This is a genomic window from Metabacillus niabensis (assembly GCF_020524345.1).
GTDB classification, from domain to species: Bacteria; Bacillota; Bacilli; order Bacillales; family Bacillaceae; genus Metabacillus; species Metabacillus niabensis_B.
Genome location: NZ_JAIVLH010000009.1, coordinates 168,352 through 190,883, shown reverse-complemented (window position 1 = coordinate 190,883; position 22,532 = coordinate 168,352). Strand labels below are relative to the sequence as shown.

Sequence of the window (22,532 nt, the reverse complement as noted above, 5' to 3'; positions counted from 1 at the left end):
ATAGATTCTACGTTCATCATCTTAACATGGGAATCAATGGAACACCAGTTTATTGTTGCCGTTTTAACACAATTGTAAACATAGGAAGAAAATCGATTAATAGTTTACATAATAATATTATAGTTAAATACCTATGAGTTTTATAAAAAATTTTAGTATCATGCTAACTAAAGAAGGAATTCAATCCTAAATCCCAAAATAAAAAGTCCTCATAATGAGGACTTATCGCTTCCTGCTTTTATATTTAATTTTTTGTACCAGTTCAATATAAGAATCCAACAGGACAAATGGCCAAAAAAGGATTGTGAAAATTGCCTTAATACTATTAACTTTCCTATATTTATAAAATGAGAAGACGATTCCAATCATCATGTAAATAATTAGTTCAATTAACATGACAATTCCTCCTTTTTCGGTATTATATTCATCCATTACCTGTTCAGTTCGTTAAAAATTAGAAAAAAACTTGTTTTATCCAATTAAGAACTAAAGCGGAAACACCTTGAACAGCCTAGGCTAGATAAGATGATTTTGACCAGAAGAGTTCTTGCCTTCAGCTCTAAATTGGCTAGGCGCTGGCGTTGAATGTCGCCCACTTATCCACAGTTCAAAGAATTTTTAAAGTTTCTAAACATTAAATCGAGTAGGTTTCCCCTCACGGCGCCGACCTCTCATGCAACCATACTTACCGTTCGGTATACGGCGCCACGAAAGGTTATGAAAGGACTACTGACAAAAATTTAAGACCTATTCTATTCCAGTATTCAATTGGTAATGGACAATCTAAAATAAGTGTATTAGACATTCTCCAATAACTTTTCTAGAGTTTGCATTATTCTATACATCAATCTTTGGAATACCTTATTTGATAAGGTTCTTCTAATTTCGTACGAACTTACTTCCATTCTTTCCGTCGACATGCTTTATAGACTTTGTGACTTTATACGTAGTTGTTACTAACGTCTGCATATCTAATAAATCGGTTACCTCTTTTCTCCAACTCTTTATCCAATCATTTAGAATGATATTACTTATAAATGGACTTATGGACCGCCTTGTGGTGTACCTTCACGATTTACTGATACGCCATAATCCAATGATGAAGATACCCTCTGATTAATTTGAGCGTGGGTTTGTCTAGATGCTTCCTTCAGATATAAACGTCACCATGGATAACCCTGCTTTCAACTAAAATTGTTCGTATATCCTATTGCCCATAACAGACTTTCACCGAATAGTTGATAAATATGCCTGGACCACAAAAAAGGCAAAACCTATTATTTAAAAGGTTTTACCTAATATAACTAAACATAATAGTTTTACGTATACACTTTCATAAAAATTAATTAAAATCGTAATTTTTTTATAAAGCAATTCTACTAATCATACATTAAACAGATTGATTATACAGCTATATTTTCATTCTTATTAAAAAATTTTTTTTCGATCTCTTTCTTCTTTTAATATTTCGACAGCTTCACGGAAACGTTGTGAGTGTATAATTTCACGTTCTCTTAAAAATCTCAAACTATCATTTAAATCAGGATCGTCTGAAATGTCTATTAACCATTGATATGTAGCTCTTGCTTTTTCTTCCGCTGCTATATCCTCATAGAGATCAGCAATCGGATCTCCTTTCGCTTGGATATAAGTCGCAGTAAAAGGGACACCAGCAGCATTACTGTAAAAAAGTGCACTGTCGTGATTAACATAATGTTCTGTTAATCCAGCTTCTTTTAATTGCTCAGGTGTAGCATCTTTTGTTAATTTATAAATCATTGTCGCTATCATTTCTAAATGGGCAAATTCTTCTGTGCCTATATCATTTAATAATCCCACAACTTTATCAGGAATTGTATAACGTTGATTTAAATAGCGTAATGCAGCTGCTAATTCTCCATCTGCTCCTCCGTATTGTTCCATGAGATATTTAGCAAGAGTAGGGTTACAAGTGCTGACTTTAACTGGGTATTGTAATTTCTTCTCATAATACCACATAAACTCTCCCCTTTCTTAAACTATATTTGCCAAGGCCACGGAGTTGTTCCCCAACTCCAATTCGCATCTGTATAGCTATTACCATATTGTTGTAGAGGGCCATACTTTGCTTCAAAATTCCCTTTTAATTTTTTTGAGTATTGAGCATATTGATTAAATTGCACCATAGCCTGCTGGTCATCAGGATGTGTATCTAAATAAAGAGTTAATTCAACAAGGACGAAGTCAATAGCTTGAATTTCTTCTAAATCTTCGTAATATTTTTGAGGTAATTTTTTCATGCTTGATCCCTCTTTTTTGCTTTATATGGGTTTTCATAATAATCCCAAAATGCTGGCCACAATGTTCCTTTTTTCAAGGCTTCTGTTGGAGAAAATTGTTTCATATTTGGTTGTTGAAATCCTATATATAAATTTGGAGGAGTAGAGTAGTACTTTAATCCAATTGGACTACACGGGTCATACAAGCCATGAAAAGGTTTATACTCTTTTATAGAAGTATATGTTGATTTATTACTGTTCATCGTAGACCTCCTATTTTAAAAAGACCTTATCAATATCATATGCATCATTAAAACTGATCATGTTAATCAATAAAATATACAAAATAAAATCTTATAATAAATTGTATTTAGTAATTCACTCTTCAACGCGAATTGTCTATTTAAAATATTGAATTCCCCTATATAGAAAAAAAGGTCATGAAATTTATCGTTTCATGACCTTTTTACTGTAAATTATTTTGACTTGGTTGTTGGGAAGAATTTTCTTTTAACGTTTCTGAGAAAATATTATTCTGGTTCAAATCTTGATTTTGCTGATTAATTATGTGACCCTTTTCAATCAGTAGAATAAGTTTTTGAATATCCGCTTTAGTTGCAGGCTGTTTTTCTTGTTTTAAGCTATACATTTATACTATTATTGTTTTCTTGAAAATATAAGGAATATGTAAAATCTTAGTTGGAGGATAAAAATACACCTAACATAACTTCATCTGAATTATCAAATTTATGGAGCTCATTTAGTCTTGATAGTATGAACCAATGTACGATGGAATTTTTTTCATCAGTAGTTGAAGAAAAAGAAACAGAAGAATTAATTATCCATTCGAAACCTCTTTTTAAAAGTCATATTAATACTATTAACAATATTTTTGATTAAGAAAAAAATTCCTATTCCCATTGGTTTCACAAAAGCCGATTTAGTCAACAATGTCCCTAAGTTATTCTCGGATATATATTATCTAAGATTTCTAGAACATTTTGCTCGAAAAGGAACTAGTATAAATGGTATGGCCATAAAAGATTTTTTCACTTATCGACTATTACCGAAAGTTCAGACTTATACAATCGTATTACAAATTTAATGGCCACCGTATCCTTGGGATTCAAATATAACAAATAGTACAATTGCACCTTTTTCTAATAAACTAATGTTGGCATTAGAGCTCCTTTCCATTCTATTACAAAAGGGGGTACTGGGCTTGGTATTGCTACAAGTATGAGAAGTGATAATGCATTTGAGTATACGATTCTAAAAGCTGAGGTATTAAAATATATGACAAATGGAATAAAACATGTTATTTAGCAATAACTGGATGGAAAAACCATTTCAATCAATTGATTATAAAAAACTACAAGGAAAAGAATATTATTTAAATTTGACCTCTTTGCGAAAACACTAAAAAAGATAAAACCCCTATATATCAAGGATCTTATCTTTTATAAATCACATCACACGCTTAAACATCTTTTCCATTTCATAAGTAGAATAATGAACAATAATCGGGCGGCCGTGAGGACATGTAAATGGATCAGTAGACTTTCTTAACGTCTCCAACAAAGCAAAAATCTCATCATTTCTCAAATGATGATTTGCCTTAATGGAGGCTTTGCAACTCATCATAATGGCTGCTTCTTCTCTAAGTTTTTTAATATTAATTTTTTTCTCATCAAGAACTTGTTGTATGATCTCTTCAATTGTTTCAGCTTCTTCACCTTTTGGAAACCATTGTGGATGTGAACGGACAATGTAACTATTACGACCAAATGGTTCTAAGAAAATCCCAACACCAGATAAAGTTTCTAAATGTTCTTCAATAATCATCGCTTCATCATTCGAATACTCAAATGTTAATGGAACTAAAAGCTCTTGTACCTCAGACTGAATTTGACCAACTTTTTCACGATAAAATTCATACTTGATTCGTTCTTGTGCTGCATGTTGATCAATGATGAAAAGACCTTGATCATTTTGCGCTAATATATACGTTCCATGCATTTGACCGATGGGGTATAGAGGAGGAACACGATTTTCTTGCTCGAAAACTACTTCATCCTCATTTATTTCCGGCTCTACATTCTGAGTAGGCTCAACCTCTGAAACATGTTCAACATTTTCATGTGCTTCTGTTTCTTTTTCATCATGGTCTTGCTCCATTTCACTATTATCCAATGGATATAACGGTTCTGCCTGGATGGGCTGGCTGTTCGTCGTTTCTTTCACAAAGGAACTTTTCACTGTATCATAAAACCTTGGCTCTGTTCTCGTCACTGCTTCTGCATGATGTTCAAATGTGAATTGTTGTTGATGATCTGTTGGCTTTATTACTTTTGTTTTTGGAGTTTCAACTGACGGAATAAGCTGTTGCTGCTTAAAAACATCCTTTATTCCATTTGTAATTAATTCATTTAACTCCGCTTCCTTACTGAGTCGAACTTCAAGTTTTGAAGGATGCACATTAACATCTACAAGTAACGGGTCCATGTTAATTTCTAAGAAAACGATAGGAAAACGACCAATGGGAAGTAATGTATGATACCCTTGTTGAATCGCTTTTACTAATGGATAATTTTTAATAAAACGACCATTAATTATTGTTGAAATATAATTTCTCGAAGCTCGAGTCATTTCTGGTAATGCTAAAAAGCCATTAATCTCAAAATCTAATGATTCCAACGATAGTTTTTTCATTTTTTTTGCTATTGAAAGGCCATAGATTGAAGATAAGACTTGCCGAACATCACCATTCCCAGTTGTATGAAGAAGCTTCTTGCCATTATGAACTAGTCGAATGGAGACCTCGGGATGTGCAAGGGCAATTCGATTGACGATATCTGTAATGTTTCCTAGCTCTGTGTGTACGGTTTTCATATATTTTAGTCTAGCAGGTGTATTAAAAAATAAATTTCTTACTGAGATATCCGTTCCTTTTCTGCTTGAGGTTGACTCATGTTTTTCAATTTTCCCGCCGGATAAAATAAGGTGAGTACCAGCACCTTCACCTGTACTTGTCTTCATTTCCAATAACGAAACAGAGGCAATACTAGGCAATGCCTCTCCCCTAAAACCTAATGTTCTTATACGGAACAGGTCATTTTCATCTTTAATTTTACTTGTAGCATGACGATGAAAAGCATTAAGACAATCATCTGCCTCAATTCCGTCTCCATTATCAACAATTCGTATTTTACTTAAGCCAGCTTCTTCTATATCAATTTCAACAATTGTACTATTTGCATCTATTGCATTTTCAAGTAATTCTTTCACAACAGATGCAGGTCGCTCTACTACTTCACCGGCAGCGATTTTGTTTGAAAGCATATCGTCAAGACGTATTATTTTCCCCATGTTCTCACCGCCTTTATATTATGATCGTTTCTTTAAAACTATTTAATTTTTTTCTGTAACTGATAAAGCTCATTCATTGCATCAAGAGGTGTCATCTCCAGCAGGTTCATCGATTTTAAAAGGTCAAGAACTGATTTCTCCTTTTTAGACAAAACAGGTTCTTTTACCAGTACAACTTTTTCATCAGGGAATAAAGAAAGCTGTGAATCTGTTAGAGAATCCTCTTTTATAACTGCTTTTTTCATTTTTGGCAATGTTGTTGTTTCTGAGCGATCTTGTTCTAATTCGGTTAATATCTGTTTTGCACGCTGTATGAGTGAAGGTGGAAGATCAGCAAGCTCAGCCACATGAATACCATAGCTTTTATCAGCTGCACCTTCTTCGATTTTGTGAAGGAAAACAACTTTCCCATTTTCTTCAATCGCTTTTACGTGAATATTCTTTAATGAACTTAACTGTGTTTCAAGAATTGTTAGCTCATGATAATGTGTTGAAAATAATGTTTTTGCACCAATATGTTCATGAATATGTTCAATAATTGCTTGGGCAAGTGCCATCCCATCATAGGTCGATGTGCCTCTTCCAATCTCATCAAAAAGGATTAAACTTTGAGATGTTGCATGGGCAATTGCATTTTTCGCTTCCAGCATTTCCACCATAAATGTACTTTGACCGGAAATGAGATCATCTGCTGCCCCTATTCTCGTAAAGATTTGATCAAAAATCGGTAGCACTGCTTCAGAAGCAGGGACATAACATCCAATTTGTGCTAATATCGCTGTTAATGCAACTTGACGCATATACGTGCTCTTACCTGACATGTTTGGTCCTGTTATGAGAAGCATTTGGCGTTCCTGACTGAAATAGCAATCATTTGCTACATATTCTTGAGAGTCCATCACCTTTTCAACAACTGGATGACGACCAGCTTTTATAAATAACTCGTTATTAGTTGAAAATATCGGCTTACAATAATGACGATTTTCACTGACTGTAGCAAAACATTGTAAAACATCTAGTTCACTTAAGCGTTTAGCCAATTCTTGTAATCTAGGAATAAATTGCTTGACATTCTCACGAATTTCTACAAATAGTTGATATTCCAGTTCTACTATTTTTTCTTCAGCCTCTAAAATAAGTGATTCTTTTTCCTTAAGTGCTGGTGTAATAAATCGCTCAGCATTTGACAAAGTTTGTTTTCTTTCATATTGGCCCTCTTCCAAAAGATGAAGATTTGCTCGTGTTACTTCGATATAATAGCCAAATACTTTGTTATAACCAATCTTTAATGACTTAATTCCTGTTTTTTGACGCTCTTGCTGCTCTAATTGAGCAATCCATGTTTTTCCATTACGACTGGCATCACGATATTGATCCAATTGATGATGATATCCATCTTTAATGATATTACCTTCTTTAATAGAAAGAGGTGGATGATCAATAATACTATCCTCAAGAAGTATCGCTAAATCATTACAAGCATCGAGTTTTCTTAAAGCAAAGTGTTCATTTTGTAATCCAGAACAAAGTTCCGTAATGAAAGGAACTTGTTGCAAGGATTTTTTTAACTGTATTAAATCTCTGGCATTTACATTACCAAACGCAACTCGTCCCGCTAATCTTTCAAGATCATATACTTCTTTAAGCAATGCTCTTAAATCTTCTCTCTCAAAGTAGTGGTCGATAAGAGTATCAACAATATTCAGCCGTTCTTCTATCTGCTCTCGACTAACTAGAGGCTTGTCTACCCATTGTTTTAACAATCTGCCACCCATCGCTGTTTTTGTTTCATCTAAGAGCCATAAAAGGGAACCTTTTTTTCCTTTTGAGCGGATAGTTTCAGTTAATTCAAGATTTCGCTTTGAAAACAAATCTATTTTCATTGCATCTTGAAGATAGTACACTTTTACATTTTGTAAATGATCAAGACTGCGCTTTTGAGTCCGTTCAAGGTACGTGATAAGTTTTGCAAATGTTGAAACAAGCCGTTCATCGTTTACATCCCTTACTAATGGTTTAAAATTGTCATGAATTAAGGATTCGGACTGATAGGACAAGGTTGCTTGGCATCGATCAATTAATTGTTTTTTCCATTGTTCCTGTAAGTCATTTGACATGACTATCTCTTTAGCACCAACAGAATATATTTCATTGAGTAGTTCATCAAAGCTCATGCAGAGTGCCACCAGGTTCTCGCCTGTTGTTAGATCACTAAGAGCTAACCCGAATTGAGTTCCAAAAACTGATATCGAAGCAATATAGTTATTCTCTTTTTCCTGAATGCCTTTTCCATCCATCACAGTTCCAGGTGTGATCAGTTGGACAACTTCTCTTCTTACTACACCCTTAGCCTGTTTAGGATCCTCTGTTTGCTCACAAATTGCCACCTTATATCCTTTTGATATAAGCTGTTCTATATAGTTTGGTGCAGAATGGTAAGGAACTCCACACATTGGAATTCTTTCTTCACCACCACCGTCACGACTAGTTAATGTAATCTCTAGTTCTTGTGATGCAGAGATTGCATCTTGAAAGAACATTTCATAAAAATCTCCTAAGCGAAAAAATAAAAAGGCATCTTCATAATCTGCCTTAATCTTTAAATATTGCTGTATCATCGGCGTATAAGTAGCCATGTTGAACCTCCAATACCACAGTTAACGTGCATTTTTTCATACATTCCATTATAACATAAATCGACAAATTGCTGTGATATTGACTAAAAGGGAATTTACGTAAATAATCCTCTTATTATTATGTATTAAACACTAAAAAACTAGGAGGTTGCTTTCCCCCTAGTTATTCTTCTACATCTCCAACTAAAAATTCCGGATTTAAATCTTCAAACTCGTCATCTAATTCTTCTTCCCAATCTTCATCATCTTCGCAGCCTTCGGGATTCACATGAACACATACTTTTGTTTCACCAATAACTTCAGCGAGATGTTCGCGTTCTGCTTGAACGATAATCTTATTTCCATTAGGTGAAATTGTCACTTCCAGGCAATTCGGTTGTTGAAGTGCTTTACAGATAACTTCATGCTCATCGTCAAGAAAATTATCATCTTTATATCTTAATTTTATAATATCAACATATTCTACGCGTTCTGTTACAACTTCTGTTTTTGTATTTTCGTTGTAAGAATACCATACGTTAATATCATAAGTACCTTCTACTTCAACAGTTCTGCCATTCTTTTGAGCATCATAATTATGGTTGATGATCCAGCCACCTAAAATGCTCGCTGGTTTTTGCGATGGTGCAATCGTATGTGTGCATTGTGAAAATTTACGTCCTTTTGCAACAACAGCTTTCGTTATAATTTCTCTGTATTCAGACATTCGAGCATACCCTCCTCAATAAATCTTCATTTAATCCTATGCTAGGCTAATAACAGATGTGCTAAGTAATTAAATGAATTCATGACATGTTACGCCAATACCCGTAACGTATAGTACATTGTATGCTAGGGTGACAGAATATGTGCCTAAAAATAAAAAAAGGTGCATGGATAATAAGAAAATAATGGCCTATTTTTCTGTTGAAGAAAATAGTAAATGACAATTAATAAGACTATTCAGAAGAGTTTATGAGAAATAGATAAAATTTATGACTAATTTTAAAACATTAGAAAAACTGGCTTGTCACCAATTCTTAATGGCGAAAGCCTTAGTTTTTTCTTTTCCTATCATCCATAAAATTTATATAATTCTGATAGTATAAAAAGGATTCGAATAGACCATTCGAATCCTTTGAAATAGCAGTATTTATTCAATTTATGCCGATCAAGAACAACTGCTTCCAGGGGAATTTTTGATTTTGGATCCTGTTTCTCCTTGTAATAAATCTCCACCAGTTGATGTAATAATTTCATTTGTCACTTTATTTGAAATTGTATGTGATACAAGTTGAAGCAAATCATTTACTTCCATTTGAGATTCCTTGAATTCTTGAATAATCGGAATCTCATCTAATTCATTTTGAATGTTATCAATCTTAGCTTCAACTTGCTTTAACGCTTCGTGTTTTCCATAATGTTGGAAGTTTACTGCTTGTTTTTGCAAACTTTTAATACTCGCAATCATTTCACGAACTTTTTGATTATCATTAAGCTGTGCTTCTGCACGTTTAAAGAAATCAACTTCCTTTGATTCTGAAATCATTTGTGCAAGTTCACGTGCTTTAACTACGATATCATCTTTTGTGTATGTTGTTGTCATCTTATTTCACCTCAACCGCTTCTTCTACCATTTCTCCGTCTAATGTCCAAGTTTTTGCTTTTGTAATTTTCACTTTAACAATTTTCCCGATTGCTGACTTAGGTGCTCTAAAGTTCACTAGCTTACTTTTTTCTGTATATCCTGCTAGAACATCAGGATTGTTTTTGCTTTCACCTTCAACTAATACATCGACTATTTGGCCTTCGTATGCCTTTAACTTCTTGGCAGAGATCTCATTAACTACCGCATTTAAACGTTGAAGACGTTCCTTTTTTACTTCCATTGGTACATTATCCTTCATTTTTGCAGCAGGTGTACCTTCACGTGGAGAGTAGATGAATGTATAGGCACTATCAAATTCTACTTCACGATATAAGGAAAGTGTTTCTTCAAATTGTTCTTCTGTTTCATTTGGAAATCCTACAATAATATCAGTTGTTAGAGAAGCATTTGGCATAGCTGCTTTAATTTTTCCAACAAGCTCTAAATAGCTTTCACGTGAATATTTTCGTGCCATGATTTTTAATATTTCCGAGCTGCCTGACTGAACTGGTAAATGAATATGATCTAAAAGATTTCCACCCTTTGCCAGCACTTCAATTAAATGATCATCAAAATCACGAGGGTGGCTCGTTGTGAAACGGATTCTAGGTATATCGATTTTATGGATTTCGTCCATTAAATCACCTAGTCCATATTCAATATCCTCGAAATCTTTACCATAGGCATTTACGTTTTGACCAAGTAGCGTGATTTCCTGATATCCTTGTGCCGCTAAATGGCGCACCTCTTGGATAATTTCCTCAGGACGACGACTACGCTCTTTCCCACGTGTATATGGAACAATACAATACGTACAGAATTTATCACATCCGTACATAATATTTACCCATGCTTTAATATTCCCTTTACGTACTTTAGGAAGATTTTCAATTACATCCCCTTCTTTAGACCAAACTTCCACGACCATTTCTTTTGATAGATATGCTTCATTTAAAATCTGTGGTAAACGGTGGATATTATGAGTTCCAAAGATCATATCTACAAATGGGTGTACTTTTAGAATACGGTTAACAACTGATTCTTCCTGCGACATACAACCACAAACACCTAATAATAAATCAGGTCTTTGTTTTTTTAATGTTTTAAAGTGACCTAACTCACCAAATACTTTGTTTTCTGCATTTTCGCGAATCGCACACGTATTTAACAAAATCACGTTGGCATCTTCTACACCATCGGTTGGCTCATAGCCTAATGCCATGAAAATCCCCGCCATTACCTCTGTATCATGTTCATTCATTTGACAGCCATATGTGCGGATATAAAATTTACGACCTTGTCCCATTCCCTTAAACTCTTCAGGGATTGAGAAGCCATCATACTTTACTTCTTCCTTACCACGTTTCTTCGCATCTTTTAAGGAAGGTGGCATATATACCGCTTGGAAATACTGGCTGTAGTCCTTATCGGATTTTTTGTCCGAAGGAGTTACTTGAGTGCTTTCCTTACGTTGTTGTTCGTTCATCGTGTCAATCTCCTTTCAATTTGCTTATTAACAGCAAAAAATCACGTTAAATTTTAACATTAACTCATTTATTATTAATAGTTCGTACGAATAAATTTAATCATTCGACGTACAACATAAAAGTATATCGATTATCTATAAAGAATACAATAATAAACACATACTGCCTTAAATTTTACACGTTTTCAACAGAAAAGGCTAATATCGTTTTATGGAAATTCACAAAAAAGTAATTATTCCAGATGCGCATAATATAATTATGTAAACTATTTATATTTAAAGATGAAGACCTTTAATAAAAACTAAGGCTTTCATCTTTAATGGCATATAAATGATAATGGAAATTTCTTCTCTTATTTAACGCTATTCAAACAAAAAACTAATCTTTCCTGATTTCCATTCCAATCTGGCATCAAATGTTTTCTCCCCCTTTTTAAATCCTTTGATGACATTTGTTTGTCCTTCATTTAAAAGCTTTTGTACATTAGTTTGAGAAATTTTTTTGCCAAGGATCTTCTTTGAAATGGTAAATTTACAATGATTCGTTTTATAATTTGTACAGCCGTAAAACTCCCCCTTGTCAACTACTTTTCCTTCACATAACATACATTTCCCGGCTTTTTTTCCTATTGTAAAGCGTGAGGAAGTTCGTTGTATTGACTCAATTTTTAAACCTTCAAAACTCCATGTCGCTGAAACCTCAATTGCATCAGATACTATTTTCTTTGACAATTTTTTCGTTTGTTCCATAAAAACAGAAGGTGATGCATGCCCGTCCCCAATCTCAGATAATCTTTGTTCCCACTTTGCCGTCATTTCTGGTGACGCCAAAATATGATCACCAATCGCTTGGATTAAAACTTTTGCTTTATCTGTTGCGAAAACTTGATTTTTCTTTACCTCAATATATTTTCGATCTTTAAGCATAGTAATAATTCCAGCTCTTGTAGCTTCTGTTCCAAGACCTTCTACTTTACTTAACACTTTTTCAAGCTCATCATTATCTAAATATTTCCCCGCAGTTTTCATTAACGTGATTAATTGACCTTCTGTATACCGTTTTGGTGGTTGAGTTTTACCTTCCTTAGTATCAATTTTATCTACAATTCCATCATCATTTTTTTGAAGATTCGGAAGTATTTCGTCTTTTTCCTTATCATCCTGATAAATGGCCTTACGCCAACCTTCTTGAATTTGTTGTTTCCCTTTTGTAATAAATTCAGCTCGTCCATCAACTAAAGTGATAAGAGTCGAATAATCGAAAATGGCCTGATCATAGTGAGCAGCAATTAATCTACGAACGATCATATCATATATTTTTTGTTCATCTGCTGATAGTTTCTTAGGATCTCGGACTTGTTCTGTTGGGATAATAGCATAGTGATCTGTCACCTTTTTTTCATTAACATAACGGGAATTAGTAAGAATTGACGATTTAGGTAACGGGAACAAATGACTATATTCCTCAAACATACTTAACTTTTTCAAAATATCTGGAAATTGCTCTGCTTCTCCTTTAGTTACATATGTTGAATCACTACGTGGATAGGAAACAATTCCCTTTTGATAGAGCGACTGAACAATATCCAACGTTTTCTTTGGAGAATATTTGAACGCCTTGTTAGCGGTTGCCTGTAGAGATGATAAATTAAACAAAAGTGGTGGTTGATATTCTTTTCGTTCTGTCTTTAAATCTTTAATGACAGCAGGCTTTCCTTTACAAAATGCTGCTATCTTACTCGCAAGCTCTTGTTCCATTACACGTGTTTGTTGATCTTTATGCCATTTACCTTTGTATTTTTTCCCATTTATCTTAAAGGTGGCAATGACTTCCCAAAAGGGTTCCGGTTTAAACTCATCTATTTCTTTTTCACGTTTCACTATTAACGCGAGAGTTGGTGTTTGAACACGTCCTGCAGAGAACACATCATTCATTCCATGTTTTTTAAGAAGAAGAGAGTATATTCTCGAAGCATTCATACCTACTAACCAATCTGCACATGCACGAGAATACGCCTCATAAAATAAATTTTTTGTTTTTTCATCATCTAATAATTGGTTAAAACCTTCGTATATAGAAGGAGGTGTTAATGACGAAATCCACAATCTTTTGATTGGTTTTTTCACACCAGCCAAATAGATAATATTTCGAACAATTAACTCTCCCTCACGCCCGGCATCACCTGCATGGATAATTTCTGTGATACCTGGATTAGTAAGAAGTTGCTTAACAATATAAAACTGCTTTGCTTTCGATTTCGTTACCTCGTATCTAAACTTATCAGGTATGATCGGTAACATTGGTATGGACCATTTTTTCCATTCAGGTTTATAAGCTTCTGGTGGACTTAATTCAGTTAAGTGTCCAATCGCCCATGTGCAATAGGCTCCGTTTGGAAATAGTTCATTTGGTTTTATTTCAAAATATCCATCTCGTTTTATTCGTTGAAATTGTGCACAAAGGGTTGCAGCTTGATCAGGTTTTTCGGCAATAATTATTTTCATAACTTTCCTACACCTACTAATTTACAAGTCTTTTTTCTAGTTTACTTTATTTTTTCTTTTATGAAAAATAACAGAAAATTAATTTTACACGAAAATATGTCTTATTAACATAGTAATTTCATGTTTTCACTTGATTAACTAACATAACAAAAGGGCTGATGAAGTACCATCAGCCCTTTTATTATGTTACATAAATTCTGCAACTAATTTATTAAATTCTTCTTCATCTATCTCCAATTCGGCTTTAGAAAGCGGGATATCGCTGTAACCATTGATCATATCTTGATATGATTTTTGCTCTTTATTTTGATAGATCAGTCCTGTTACTAATCCATTATGTTTCATTAGAGTTTGCATAGCCTGTACTTTATTGTGAGGGTCATAATCTTCAATAGTACCAAGCTTAGTAAGATTTTCTTTAAACCAGTCATATGTGTTTACTTTATTGTAAGTTACACATGGACTAAATACATTAATTAATGAGAACCCTTTATGATTAATTCCGGCTTCAATTAATGCTGTTAAATCTTTCAAATCAGTTGAAAAACTCTGTGCAACAAAAGTTGCGCCTGCTGTTAATGCCATTTCCATTACAGAAAGAGCTGATTCAATTGAGCCTTGTGGAGTACTTTTGGTCACAAAACCCGCATCACTACGTGGTGAAGTTTGACCTTTTGTTAGACCATATATTTGATTGTCCATGACGATATATGTGATATCAATATTTCGGCGAATCGCATGAATTGTATGTCCCATTCCAATGGCAAAGCCATCTCCATCTCCTCCAGAAGCAATAACAGTTAAATCTTTATTCGCCATTTTTACTCCTTGAGCAATTGGTAAAGATCGACCATGAATACCATGGAATCCATATGAATTGATATATCCTGAAATACGTCCGGAGCAACCAATACCTGACACCACAGCTAAATTTTCAGGTGTAAGCCCCACATTTGCTGCTGCACGCTGAATAGCTGCTTGAACAGAGAAATCACCACAACCTGGGCACCAGTTTGGTTTAACATTATTACGAAAATCCTTAAATGTTGCTGTCATGTTAGATCAACTCCTTGCATCGCGTATGAATTTCATGAGGTAAGAATGGATTCCCATCATATTTTAATAGCGAAGATATAATACCCGCATGTCCTACATTCATTTTTAGTAAGCTTGCCAATTGACCAGTTGCATTATTCTCAACAACTATCACTTTTTTAGCAGCCTCTACTAATGGCAGCATTTCCTCTGTAGGGAAAGGGTGAATTAAACGAATTTGTGCATGATTTACTTTTATTCCATCTGCTTCAAGTCGTGTCATTGCTTCTTCAATTGTCCCTCTAGTAGAAATGTATCCAACTAGTAAAACATCAGGGTTTTCATGAGAAACTTTTTTATGAACAGGATTATTGAATTGTAAATTATTTAATTTCCTTAACCTCTTATCCATTTGATCTACACGATTTCCTGCAGCCTCTGAAGGTTTGCCTGTTTCGTCATGTTCAACACCTGTAACATGGTGAATACCATGTTTCATACCAGGAATTACACGAGGTGATACTCCATCCTCTGTTACTTCATAACGTTTAAAATATGATTTATTTTCGACCTCCGGTAAGTCATCGGACACTAATTTTCCTCGGCGGATTTCAATTTTATTATATTCTAATGGCTCTACTGTTTGTTTTCCTAAAGAAAGTTGCAAATCGGTTAATAGAATAACAGGAACTTGGTATTCTTCAGCAATGTTAAATGCCTCAATCGTATCGTAGAATGCTTCTTGAACTGTACTTGGAGCCATAACCACTTTAGGTATTTCACCGTGTGTACCATAAATCATGGCCATTAAGTCAGATTGCTCCTGTTTTGTTGGTAATCCGGTACTTGGTCCACCACGTTGTGTATCAATAATAACAAGTGGTTGTTCAGTCATGCCAGATAATCCGATTGCTTCCATCATGAGAGATAATCCCGGTCCGGCTGATGCTGTAAATGTACGTGCTCCAGCATAGTTGGCACCGATCGCCATTGTACAGGCAGCAATTTCATCTTCCGTCTGAATTACTGCTCCACCAAATTTAGGTAATTTTTTAATTAAGTATTCCATTATTTCAGAAGCAGGAGTTATAGGGTAGGCAGCCATAAAGCGGGAACCACCTGCAATAGCACCTAATGCAATAGCGTCATTACCGATCATAAACATACGCTTTTTCCCATCTGCTTTTTCTAAATATAGATCTTCCCGGTTATATTCAAGCTCTTCTTTTAAATATTTTGCACCCGATTCGATAGCTTGCATATTTTTGGCAACAATTTGTTCACCCTTGCGACCATAAATTTCTTGCACTACTTCGCGATATTGGGTTGCATCAATATCTAAAATGGCACTTGTCGCCCCAATAGCTACCATGTTCTTCATTAGCGATGTTCCAAGTTCAGTGGCAATTTCAGAGAATGGGACAGAATAAAGAGTTACACCCTCATTCTCAGGAATTGTAGGATTAAACTTAGTATCTGCAAGGACAATTCCTCCGTCACGAAGCTCATGAAAATTAACATCTATCGTCTCTTGATCAAACGCTACTAATATATCAAGCTCGTCTGAAATAGCACGAACTTGTGTTGTACTCACACGAATCTTGTTATTTGTATGTCCGCCTTTTATACGAGATGAAAAATGGCGGTATCCATATAAATAGTATCCTAGTCGGTTTAATGCAATAGAGAATACTTCCCCTGTACTTTCAATACCCTCACCTTGCTGTCCACCAACTTTCCAGGAAAGTTGACTAATCATGTACTCTACACTCCTCAATTATACGTTCATTTGTTTATCTATTTTTCTTGTAGATTACACCACGTAAAGTATACCAACTTTTATGTAATTGTTGCGATGCAGTCCAAAACTTAGTAAAATGATTGGTTTTACACTAAACGTATCAATTGTAGACCTTACCAGGAAAAAATACAAGACCTTAACTAAAATATTAAAAAGAAAGATAATCAGCTAAATTTTGAAAAAGAAACTTTTTCACTTGTGTATCAGAATAATGTTGTAGTAACTCATTTCCTAAAATCTCATAACAGGAATAATTTTCAAGTCCAACTATCGTTTCATCTATTCCATCAAAGTCGGAACCAAACCCAATTTGATTTTCCCCACCTAATGAACACAAATAATCAATATGTTTAAGTAGATTTGAAATAGTTGGTTCAGGTTGTTCAGACGTGAAAAAAGGAACAAATGTAACACCAATAACACCTTTCTTACGAAAAAGAGCCACGATTTGTTCATCTTTCAAATTCCTTACATGTGAACATATAGTATAAACATTTGAGTGAGTAGCAATGGGGTAGTCTGCGAGATCTAATGCTTCCCAGAAGCTTCTTTCACTTGCATGTGATAAATCTGTCCACATCTTTTGTTTATTTAAATAGCGTATAACTTCTGTCCCAAAGTTTGTAATGCCGGCATTTCGCTTTTCTAACACACCGTCTGCCACTAGATTAGCATAGTTCCACGTTAACCCTACAGATCGAACACCAAGCTCATATAGGAGCTCAAGGTTAACAATTTGATCGCCTATTGCATCACATCCCTCAAGTGTTAAAATAGCACCAATTTCCCCATCCTTTAAGCCTGCTAGATCTCCCTTCGTTTTAATAAGTTTCATCTCGGGATATTTGTGAAGAATTTTTTGATAAAAAATATTGATTTGTTGTTGTGCTACAGTTAACCTTTGGACAAATGGAATATTAGCGGGAACAAAAATGGCAAAACATTGGATATTTTTTTTAGCTGTTTTAAGTTTAGATATATCAACATGTAAACGTTTGTCATAAAAAACATCTAGTTTTGGATTTTCCCAGAGCTTAAAAAGCATGTCACAATGTGCATCAAAAATTCTCAAGACTACTCACTCCTTTATCTCGCTTTTACTAATTTGTATATAAAAAAACAGGGTTTGACTCATTGAGTCAAACCCGTTTCATGTTCTTTCATAGAGTTTATTATCTCGGCTCTACGATTAGTTTTATGGCAGTACGCTCTTCACCATCTATTTGAATATCTGTAAAAGCAGGAATACAAATTAAGTCCACTCCACTTGGAGCTACAAATCCTCTCGCAATTGCTACAGCTTTTACTGCTTGATTAAGGGCTCCTGCTCCAATTGCTTGGATTTCGGCAGCACCTCTCTCCCTCAATACTCCGGCTAATGCACCAGCAACTGAATTAGGATTTGATTTTGCTGAAACCTTTAATATTTCCATTTCTAGTTCCCCCTTTTTTCAATGAATACTTGAGTGTTCATTAGAACAATCTTTGGTATATTTTGTTTAAAAGGGCCTCCCCTAAATTCCCTTTAAACAGTGTTAGTTATATATCCATTGCTACTATATTCACTAGAGTTGGAATATATTCCTGCTTGTTCGCACATTATTTCGAAAAATTCGCACTTATACATAAATTCATGTTCTTACTCAAAGAACATATGATCATCATTAATAAGAATCCGTTCAATTTTACTGGCTTTTCCAGTTTTATCATTCACATTAACTACAACACCACTTAGTTGAGTTCTACCCTCTGCTACATCATGACGAACCGGAAGGCCAGTTAAAAAGCGCTTTAAGATCATTTCTCTGTCTACTCCTAATATTCCATCATATGGACCTGTCATTCCAACATCAGTTATGTATGCAGTTCCTTTATCTAATATCCTTTCATCGGCTGTTTGAACATGTGTATGTGTCCCTACAACTACCGATGCCTGTCCATTTAAATACCAACCCATCGCCTGTTTTTCACTGGTTGCTTCAGCATGAAAATCCACAAAAATGATTGAAGTCCGCTTTTTAGCTTGTTCTATTAATTCATCAGCTTTTTTAAAAGGACAATCTGATGGTGGTAAAAATGCACGTCCTTGTAAATTTATAACTGCTATTTCCTTGCCACCTACTGTAATAAAGGTCATTCCTTTTCCCGGATTATTTTCAGGAAAATTGGCAGGTCGTATCATTTGAGTTGTATCATCAATAAATTCAAAGATGTCACGGTTATCCCATGTATGATTTCCCATTGTGATTACATGTGCACCTTGTTGTATAAATTGCTGATACATCTTTTCTGTAATACCTCTACCATGTGCTGCATTCTCTCCGTTTATAATGACAGCGTGTGGCTGGTATTTTGTTTTTAACTTTGGTAAGTATTCCTTCACCATATCCCGACCTGGTGATCCAAAAACATCCCCGATAAATAATATTTTCATTTATGTACCCTCTTTACTTTAATGTATTACATCTAGTGTTGCACAAATTAGTGCAAAAATAAAGTGGCGCATCTCTGCACCACTTTATTTTGCATATTCAACAGCTCGAGTTTCTCGGATTACCGTAACTTTAATGTGACCAGGATAGTCGAGCTCTTCTTCTATTCGTTTTCGAATGTCTCTTGCCAAACGATGTGCCTGTAAATCATCTATCGTATCTGGCTTAACCATGATTCGTACTTCACGACCAGCCTGAATAGCAAATGATTTTTCAACACCTTCATAGGATTCAGAAATCTCTTCTAGCTTTTCTAAGCGACGAATATAATTTTCAAGTGTTTCACTGCGTGCACCAGGTCTTGCAGCTGATAATGCATCAGCCGCAGCTACAATGACAGCAATAATTGAATTTGGCTCTGTATCGCCATGGTGTGAAGCAATACTATTAATGACAACAGGATGCTCTTTATATTTTGTAGCTAATTCAACACCAATTTCAACGTGGCTTCCTTCAACCTCATGGTCAATCGCCTTCCCTATATCATGCAATAAACCTGCACGTTTTGCTAATAATTCGTCTTCTCCAAGCTCAGCAGCCATTAAACCTGATAAGAAAGCAACTTCCATTGAGTGCTTTAATACATTTTGACCATAACTTGTTCTAAATTTTAAACGACCAAGTATTTTAATCAAATCAGGGTGAAGACCATGTACCCCTACTTCAAATGTCGTTTGCTCACCGATTTCACGAATGTATTCATCCACTTCTCGACGAGATTTTTCAACCATTTCCTCAATTCTTGCAGGGTGAATCCGGCCATCCTGAACGAGCTTGTCTAAAGCGATTCTAGCTGTTTCGCGTCGAATTGGATCAAATCCTGATAAAATGACAGCCTCAGGTGTATCATCGATGATTAGGTCTATACCTGTAAGTGTTTCAAGCGTACGGATATTTCGTCCCTCTCGTCCGATAATACGGCCTTTCATTTCATCATTTGGAAGATTAACAACAGACACGGTTGTTTCGGCTACATGATCTGCTGCACATCGTTGAATAGCAAGTGACAGGATTTCTTTAGCCTTTTTGTCAGCCTCTTCCTTAGCTCGATTCTCACTTTCTTTAATCATGATTGCAATATCATGTGTGAGTTCATTTTCAACCTTATCAAGAATGATGCTTCTTGCTTCATCTCGTGTAAGGCTGGAAATACGTTCAAGCTCTGTTTGCTGTTTACGCACAATCTCGTCCACTTTGCTTTCCATCTCTTCAATATGCTGTTGTCTTTCATTCAGAGAACCTTCTTTTCTCTCTAGCATAACCTCACGTTTATCTAAAGACTCGTCCTTACGGTCAAGATTCTCTTCCTTTTGTAATAAGCGATTTTCTTGTTTTTGAAGCTCATTGCGTCTTTCGCGAATTTCTTGTTCAGCATCTGTGCGCAGCTTATGGATTTCATCCTTCGCTTCAAGAAGTGCTTCTTTCTTAGTAGCATCCGCGTCACGTTTTGCATCTTCAAGAATCTGCTCTGCTGCACTTGTAGCGCCAGCAATCTTCGCTTCGGCAATAGATTTTCGAACAAAATAGCCAACAACTGCACCGACGATTAGGCCAAGCAAAATGGAGATGATTATTGATACTACGTCCATCATTACACCTCCTCTTGCTATGAACTTGTTTTTCTAGATTAAAGTGTCGGCATGTACATTGTTCAATTATAAGTTGTCAACATACAGCTCAAAGCCTTTTTTTCATGTGGAACTCTTTGCGTCTTTACATGAGTTGAAATAAGACAATTTCAAGTACCAACATTTTCTGCTTTCAAAATGCTTCAATCATGATTCTACAAAAATGTAAAATATACATCTCAATTGTAAATCTGTGAATTTTCATTGTCAAGCCCGGTAACATAATGTTTACAGGCAATTTGAGAGCCACCTTATGATAAATAGTCGCTCCAAACGTAAAAACCTGGTTGATTTTTGTAGAAATATGTCACAATATATAATACCCTTAAAATAAATAATGTATAAGATTACTTCTTTATGATTCAGAAAGACTTCGTTTATTATTTATTTTTGCATAATAAAAAAGGGCAAAATTGCCCTTTTACTAATCATTATTCTCCTAATAGATCCATTTCTTCCTGACTTTCATCTGGGGCAATAACTTCTTCATCCAGACCATAATGTTGACGAATCTTTTCTTGAATTTCTAAGCGAAGTGCAGGATTTTCCTTCAGGAATTGTTTTGCATTTTCTCGGCCTTGACCTAAGCGCTCTTCATTATATGAATACCAAGATCCGCTCTTTTGAACGATATCAATTTCTGAACCAAGATCAATAATTTCTCCCTCTTTAGAAATCCCTTCTCCGTACATGATATCAACTTCAGCCACTTTAAATGGAGGTGCAACCTTATTTTTTACGACTTTAATTTTTGTTTTATTCCCAACCATTTCATTTCCTTGCTTAAGTGTCTCAGCACGACGAACTTCTAAGCGAACAGAAGAATAGAATTTTAGTGCTCGACCACCAGGAGTTGTTTCAGGGTTACCAAACATAACGCCTACTTTTTCACGAATTTGGTTAATGAAGATAGCAATTGTTTTTGATTTATTAATTGCACCTGATAGCTTACGTAATGCTTGTGACATTAATCGAGCTTGCAGTCCAACGTGAGAATCTCCCATCTCACCCTCAATTTCAGCTTTTGGTACTAATGCTGCTACTGAGTCAATAACAAGAATATCAACGGCACCACTACGAACAAGTGCCTCAGCTATCTCTAGTGCTTGCTCACCTGTATCAGGCTGTGAAAGCAATAATTCATCAATATTGACACCTAATTTTTGGGCATATACCGGATCTAAGGCATGCTCAGCATCAATAAATGCTGCTTGACCACCTTGTTGTTGAACTTCTGCAATTGCATGTAGAGCAACCGTTGTTTTACCTGAACTCTCTGGTCCATATATTTCTATGATTCTACCTCGAGGATAACCACCAATTCCTAACGCTGCATCAAGAGCTAAAGAACCACTTGGAGCAGTTGATACCTTACGATCTGTTTGCTCTCCTAATTTCATGATAGAACCTTTACCGAATTGTTTCTCTATTTGTTTTAACGCCATATCTAAGGCGGCTTGACGATCGCTCACAAAATTTCCTCCTTAAAATCAATCTATAATAAATATAACGCTTTTTCATTCGTTTGCCAAGTAAAAAGTCGAACATTCATTCGATTTTTTTCTGGGTAATAAAATATAAAAATATTATTTTCCGCTAACAGAAAACATTAAAATAAGCACCAGCTTATCAAACAAAAATTAATTTTAACTATTTTTATATGGTTCTTGTAAAAGCTCATTCGTCTTCCTGTCT

19 protein-coding genes and 1 pseudogene are annotated in these 22,532 nt (G+C 35.0%); 2 read left to right on the top strand and 18 right to left on the bottom strand.

Features of this window, described 5'->3' with window-relative positions; genetic code table 11:
* Positions 1-222: 222 nt before the first annotated feature.
* From LC095_RS11830 to LC095_RS11815, 5 genes and pseudogenes are all read right to left on the bottom strand, one after another.
* A complete protein-coding gene (locus LC095_RS11830; protein WP_156931853.1) occupies positions 223-396 on the bottom strand; it encodes a hypothetical protein in 174 nt (57 codons plus the stop codon).
* A gap of 547 nt (positions 397-943) precedes the next feature.
* Positions 944-1,138 (bottom strand): annotated as a pseudogene (locus LC095_RS27255) (reverse transcriptase domain-containing protein); the annotation flags it as partial.
* A 290-nt stretch (positions 1,139-1,428) separates the two neighbouring features.
* Positions 1,429-1,998 (bottom strand): spore coat protein CotJC, encoded by a 570-nt coding sequence (gene cotJC / locus LC095_RS11825; protein ID WP_078434270.1) that lies wholly within the window; start codon positions 1,996-1,998, stop codon positions 1,429-1,431.
* 20 nt (positions 1,999-2,018) lie between these two features.
* Positions 2,019-2,279, bottom strand: a complete 261-nt coding sequence (locus LC095_RS11820; protein ID WP_226528357.1) for a spore coat protein CotJB — start codon at positions 2,277-2,279, stop codon at positions 2,019-2,021.
* A complete protein-coding gene (locus LC095_RS11815) occupies positions 2,276-2,521 on the bottom strand; it encodes a spore coat associated protein CotJA (RefSeq protein ID WP_226528356.1) in 246 nt (81 codons plus the stop codon). Before LC095_RS11815 ends, LC095_RS11820 begins: the two co-directional genes overlap by 4 nt.
* 436 nt (positions 2,522-2,957) lie before the next feature.
* On the opposite strand from LC095_RS11815, the gene LC095_RS27250 reads away from it, so the two are divergent.
* Entirely contained in the window at positions 2,958-3,158 is a 201-nt protein-coding gene (locus tag LC095_RS27250) for a DUF3231 family protein (RefSeq protein WP_226528355.1), read from the top strand.
* Entirely contained in the window at positions 3,151-3,363 is a 213-nt protein-coding gene (locus LC095_RS27245; RefSeq protein ID WP_413467482.1) for a hypothetical protein, read from the top strand. Before LC095_RS27250 ends, LC095_RS27245 begins: the two co-directional genes overlap by 8 nt.
* A gap of 362 nt (positions 3,364-3,725) precedes the next feature.
* On the opposite strand, the gene mutL is transcribed toward LC095_RS27245, so the two are convergent.
* The 13 genes from mutL to recA form a co-directional block, all read right to left on the bottom strand.
* Complete coding sequence (mutL, locus tag LC095_RS11805; RefSeq protein WP_226528354.1) at positions 3,726-5,627, bottom strand: DNA mismatch repair endonuclease MutL; 1,902 nt, start codon at positions 5,625-5,627, stop codon at positions 3,726-3,728.
* 38 nt (positions 5,628-5,665) lie between these two features.
* On the bottom strand, positions 5,666-8,263 hold the full coding sequence (gene mutS / locus LC095_RS11800; protein ID WP_226528353.1) for a DNA mismatch repair protein MutS: 2,598 nt from the start codon (positions 8,261-8,263) through the stop codon (positions 5,666-5,668).
* Between the two features lie 163 nt (positions 8,264-8,426).
* Complete coding sequence (gene cotE / locus LC095_RS11795; protein WP_026559268.1) at positions 8,427-8,969, bottom strand: outer spore coat protein CotE; 543 nt, start codon at positions 8,967-8,969, stop codon at positions 8,427-8,429.
* Positions 8,970-9,413: 444 nt separating this feature from the next.
* Positions 9,414-9,848: a RicAFT regulatory complex protein RicA family protein gene (locus tag LC095_RS11790; protein ID WP_226528352.1), complete on the bottom strand. Its 435-nt coding sequence runs from the start codon at positions 9,846-9,848 to the stop codon at positions 9,414-9,416.
* A 1-nt stretch (position 9,849) separates the two neighbouring features.
* Positions 9,850-11,376, bottom strand: coding sequence for a tRNA (N6-isopentenyl adenosine(37)-C2)-methylthiotransferase MiaB (gene miaB, locus LC095_RS11785; protein WP_226528351.1), 1,527 nt, complete (start codon positions 11,374-11,376; stop codon positions 9,850-9,852).
* A 363-nt stretch (positions 11,377-11,739) separates the two neighbouring features.
* Positions 11,740-13,881 carry a DNA topoisomerase III gene (locus tag LC095_RS11780; protein ID WP_226528350.1) on the bottom strand — a complete coding sequence of 714 codons (2,142 nt, stop codon included), beginning with the start codon at positions 13,879-13,881 and terminating at the stop codon, positions 11,740-11,742.
* Positions 13,882-14,067: 186 nt separating this feature from the next.
* Positions 14,068-14,937 carry a 2-oxoacid:ferredoxin oxidoreductase subunit beta gene (locus tag LC095_RS11775; RefSeq protein ID WP_226528349.1) on the bottom strand — a complete coding sequence of 290 codons (870 nt, stop codon included), beginning with the start codon at positions 14,935-14,937 and terminating at the stop codon, positions 14,068-14,070.
* Position 14,938: 1 nt separating this feature from the next.
* Positions 14,939-16,675: a 2-oxoacid:acceptor oxidoreductase subunit alpha gene (locus LC095_RS11770; protein WP_226528348.1), complete on the bottom strand. Its 1,737-nt coding sequence runs from the start codon at positions 16,673-16,675 to the stop codon at positions 14,939-14,941.
* Between the two features lie 190 nt (positions 16,676-16,865).
* Positions 16,866-17,789, bottom strand: a complete 924-nt coding sequence (locus tag LC095_RS11765) for a dipeptidase (protein ID WP_226528347.1) — start codon at positions 17,787-17,789, stop codon at positions 16,866-16,868.
* A 100-nt stretch (positions 17,790-17,889) separates the two neighbouring features.
* Positions 17,890-18,150 carry a stage V sporulation protein SpoVS gene (gene spoVS, locus LC095_RS11760; protein ID WP_003181955.1) on the bottom strand — a complete coding sequence of 87 codons (261 nt, stop codon included), beginning with the start codon at positions 18,148-18,150 and terminating at the stop codon, positions 17,890-17,892.
* A 206-nt stretch (positions 18,151-18,356) separates the two neighbouring features.
* Complete coding sequence (locus tag LC095_RS11755) at positions 18,357-19,151, bottom strand: TIGR00282 family metallophosphoesterase (protein WP_226528346.1); 795 nt, start codon at positions 19,149-19,151, stop codon at positions 18,357-18,359.
* Between the two features lie 84 nt (positions 19,152-19,235).
* Complete coding sequence (rny, locus tag LC095_RS11750; RefSeq protein WP_413467481.1) at positions 19,236-20,798, bottom strand: ribonuclease Y; 1,563 nt, start codon at positions 20,796-20,798, stop codon at positions 19,236-19,238.
* A 470-nt stretch (positions 20,799-21,268) separates the two neighbouring features.
* Positions 21,269-22,309, bottom strand: a complete 1,041-nt coding sequence (gene recA / locus LC095_RS11745; protein ID WP_078434282.1) for a recombinase RecA — start codon at positions 22,307-22,309, stop codon at positions 21,269-21,271.
* Positions 22,310-22,532: the final 223 nt, after the last annotated feature.

Excerpts from the sequence above, each read along its gene's own strand:
- LC095_RS11820 (WP_226528357.1), bottom strand. The coding sequence starts at position 2,279 with ATGAAAAAATTACCTCAAAAATATTACGAAGATTTAGAAGAAATTCAA.
- LC095_RS11815 (WP_226528356.1), bottom strand. The coding sequence starts at position 2,521 with ATGAACAGTAATAAATCAACATATACTTCTATAAAAGAGTATAAACCT.
- spoVS (WP_003181955.1), bottom strand. The coding sequence starts at position 18,150 with ATGGAAATATTAAAGGTTTCAGCAAAATCAAATCCTAATTCAGTTGCT.
- LC095_RS11830 (WP_156931853.1), bottom strand. The coding sequence starts at position 396 with ATGTTAATTGAACTAATTATTTACATGATGATTGGAATCGTCTTCTCA.
- mutS (WP_226528353.1), bottom strand. The coding sequence starts at position 8,263 with ATGGCTACTTATACGCCGATGATACAGCAATATTTAAAGATTAAGGCA.
- LC095_RS11790 (WP_226528352.1), bottom strand. The coding sequence starts at position 9,848 with ATGACAACAACATACACAAAAGATGATATCGTAGTTAAAGCACGTGAA.
- LC095_RS11775 (WP_226528349.1), bottom strand. The coding sequence starts at position 14,937 with ATGACAGCAACATTTAAGGATTTTCGTAATAATGTTAAACCAAACTGG.
- mutL (WP_226528354.1), bottom strand. The coding sequence starts at position 5,627 with ATGGGGAAAATAATACGTCTTGACGATATGCTTTCAAACAAAATCGCT.
- LC095_RS11755 (WP_226528346.1), bottom strand. The coding sequence starts at position 19,151 with ATGAAAATATTATTTATCGGGGATGTTTTTGGATCACCAGGTCGGGAT.
- rny (WP_413467481.1), bottom strand. The coding sequence starts at position 20,798 with ATGGACGTAGTATCAATAATCATCTCCATTTTGCTTGGCCTAATCGTC.
- cotE (WP_026559268.1), bottom strand. The coding sequence starts at position 8,969 with ATGTCTGAATACAGAGAAATTATAACGAAAGCTGTTGTTGCAAAAGGA.
- LC095_RS11770 (WP_226528348.1), bottom strand. The coding sequence starts at position 16,675 with ATGATTAGTCAACTTTCCTGGAAAGTTGGTGGACAGCAAGGTGAGGGT.
- LC095_RS11780 (WP_226528350.1), bottom strand. The coding sequence starts at position 13,881 with ATGAAAATAATTATTGCCGAAAAACCTGATCAAGCTGCAACCCTTTGT.
- miaB (WP_226528351.1), bottom strand. The coding sequence starts at position 11,376 with ATGAACGAACAACAACGTAAGGAAAGCACTCAAGTAACTCCTTCGGAC.
- cotJC (WP_078434270.1), bottom strand. The coding sequence starts at position 1,998 with ATGTGGTATTATGAGAAGAAATTACAATACCCAGTTAAAGTCAGCACT.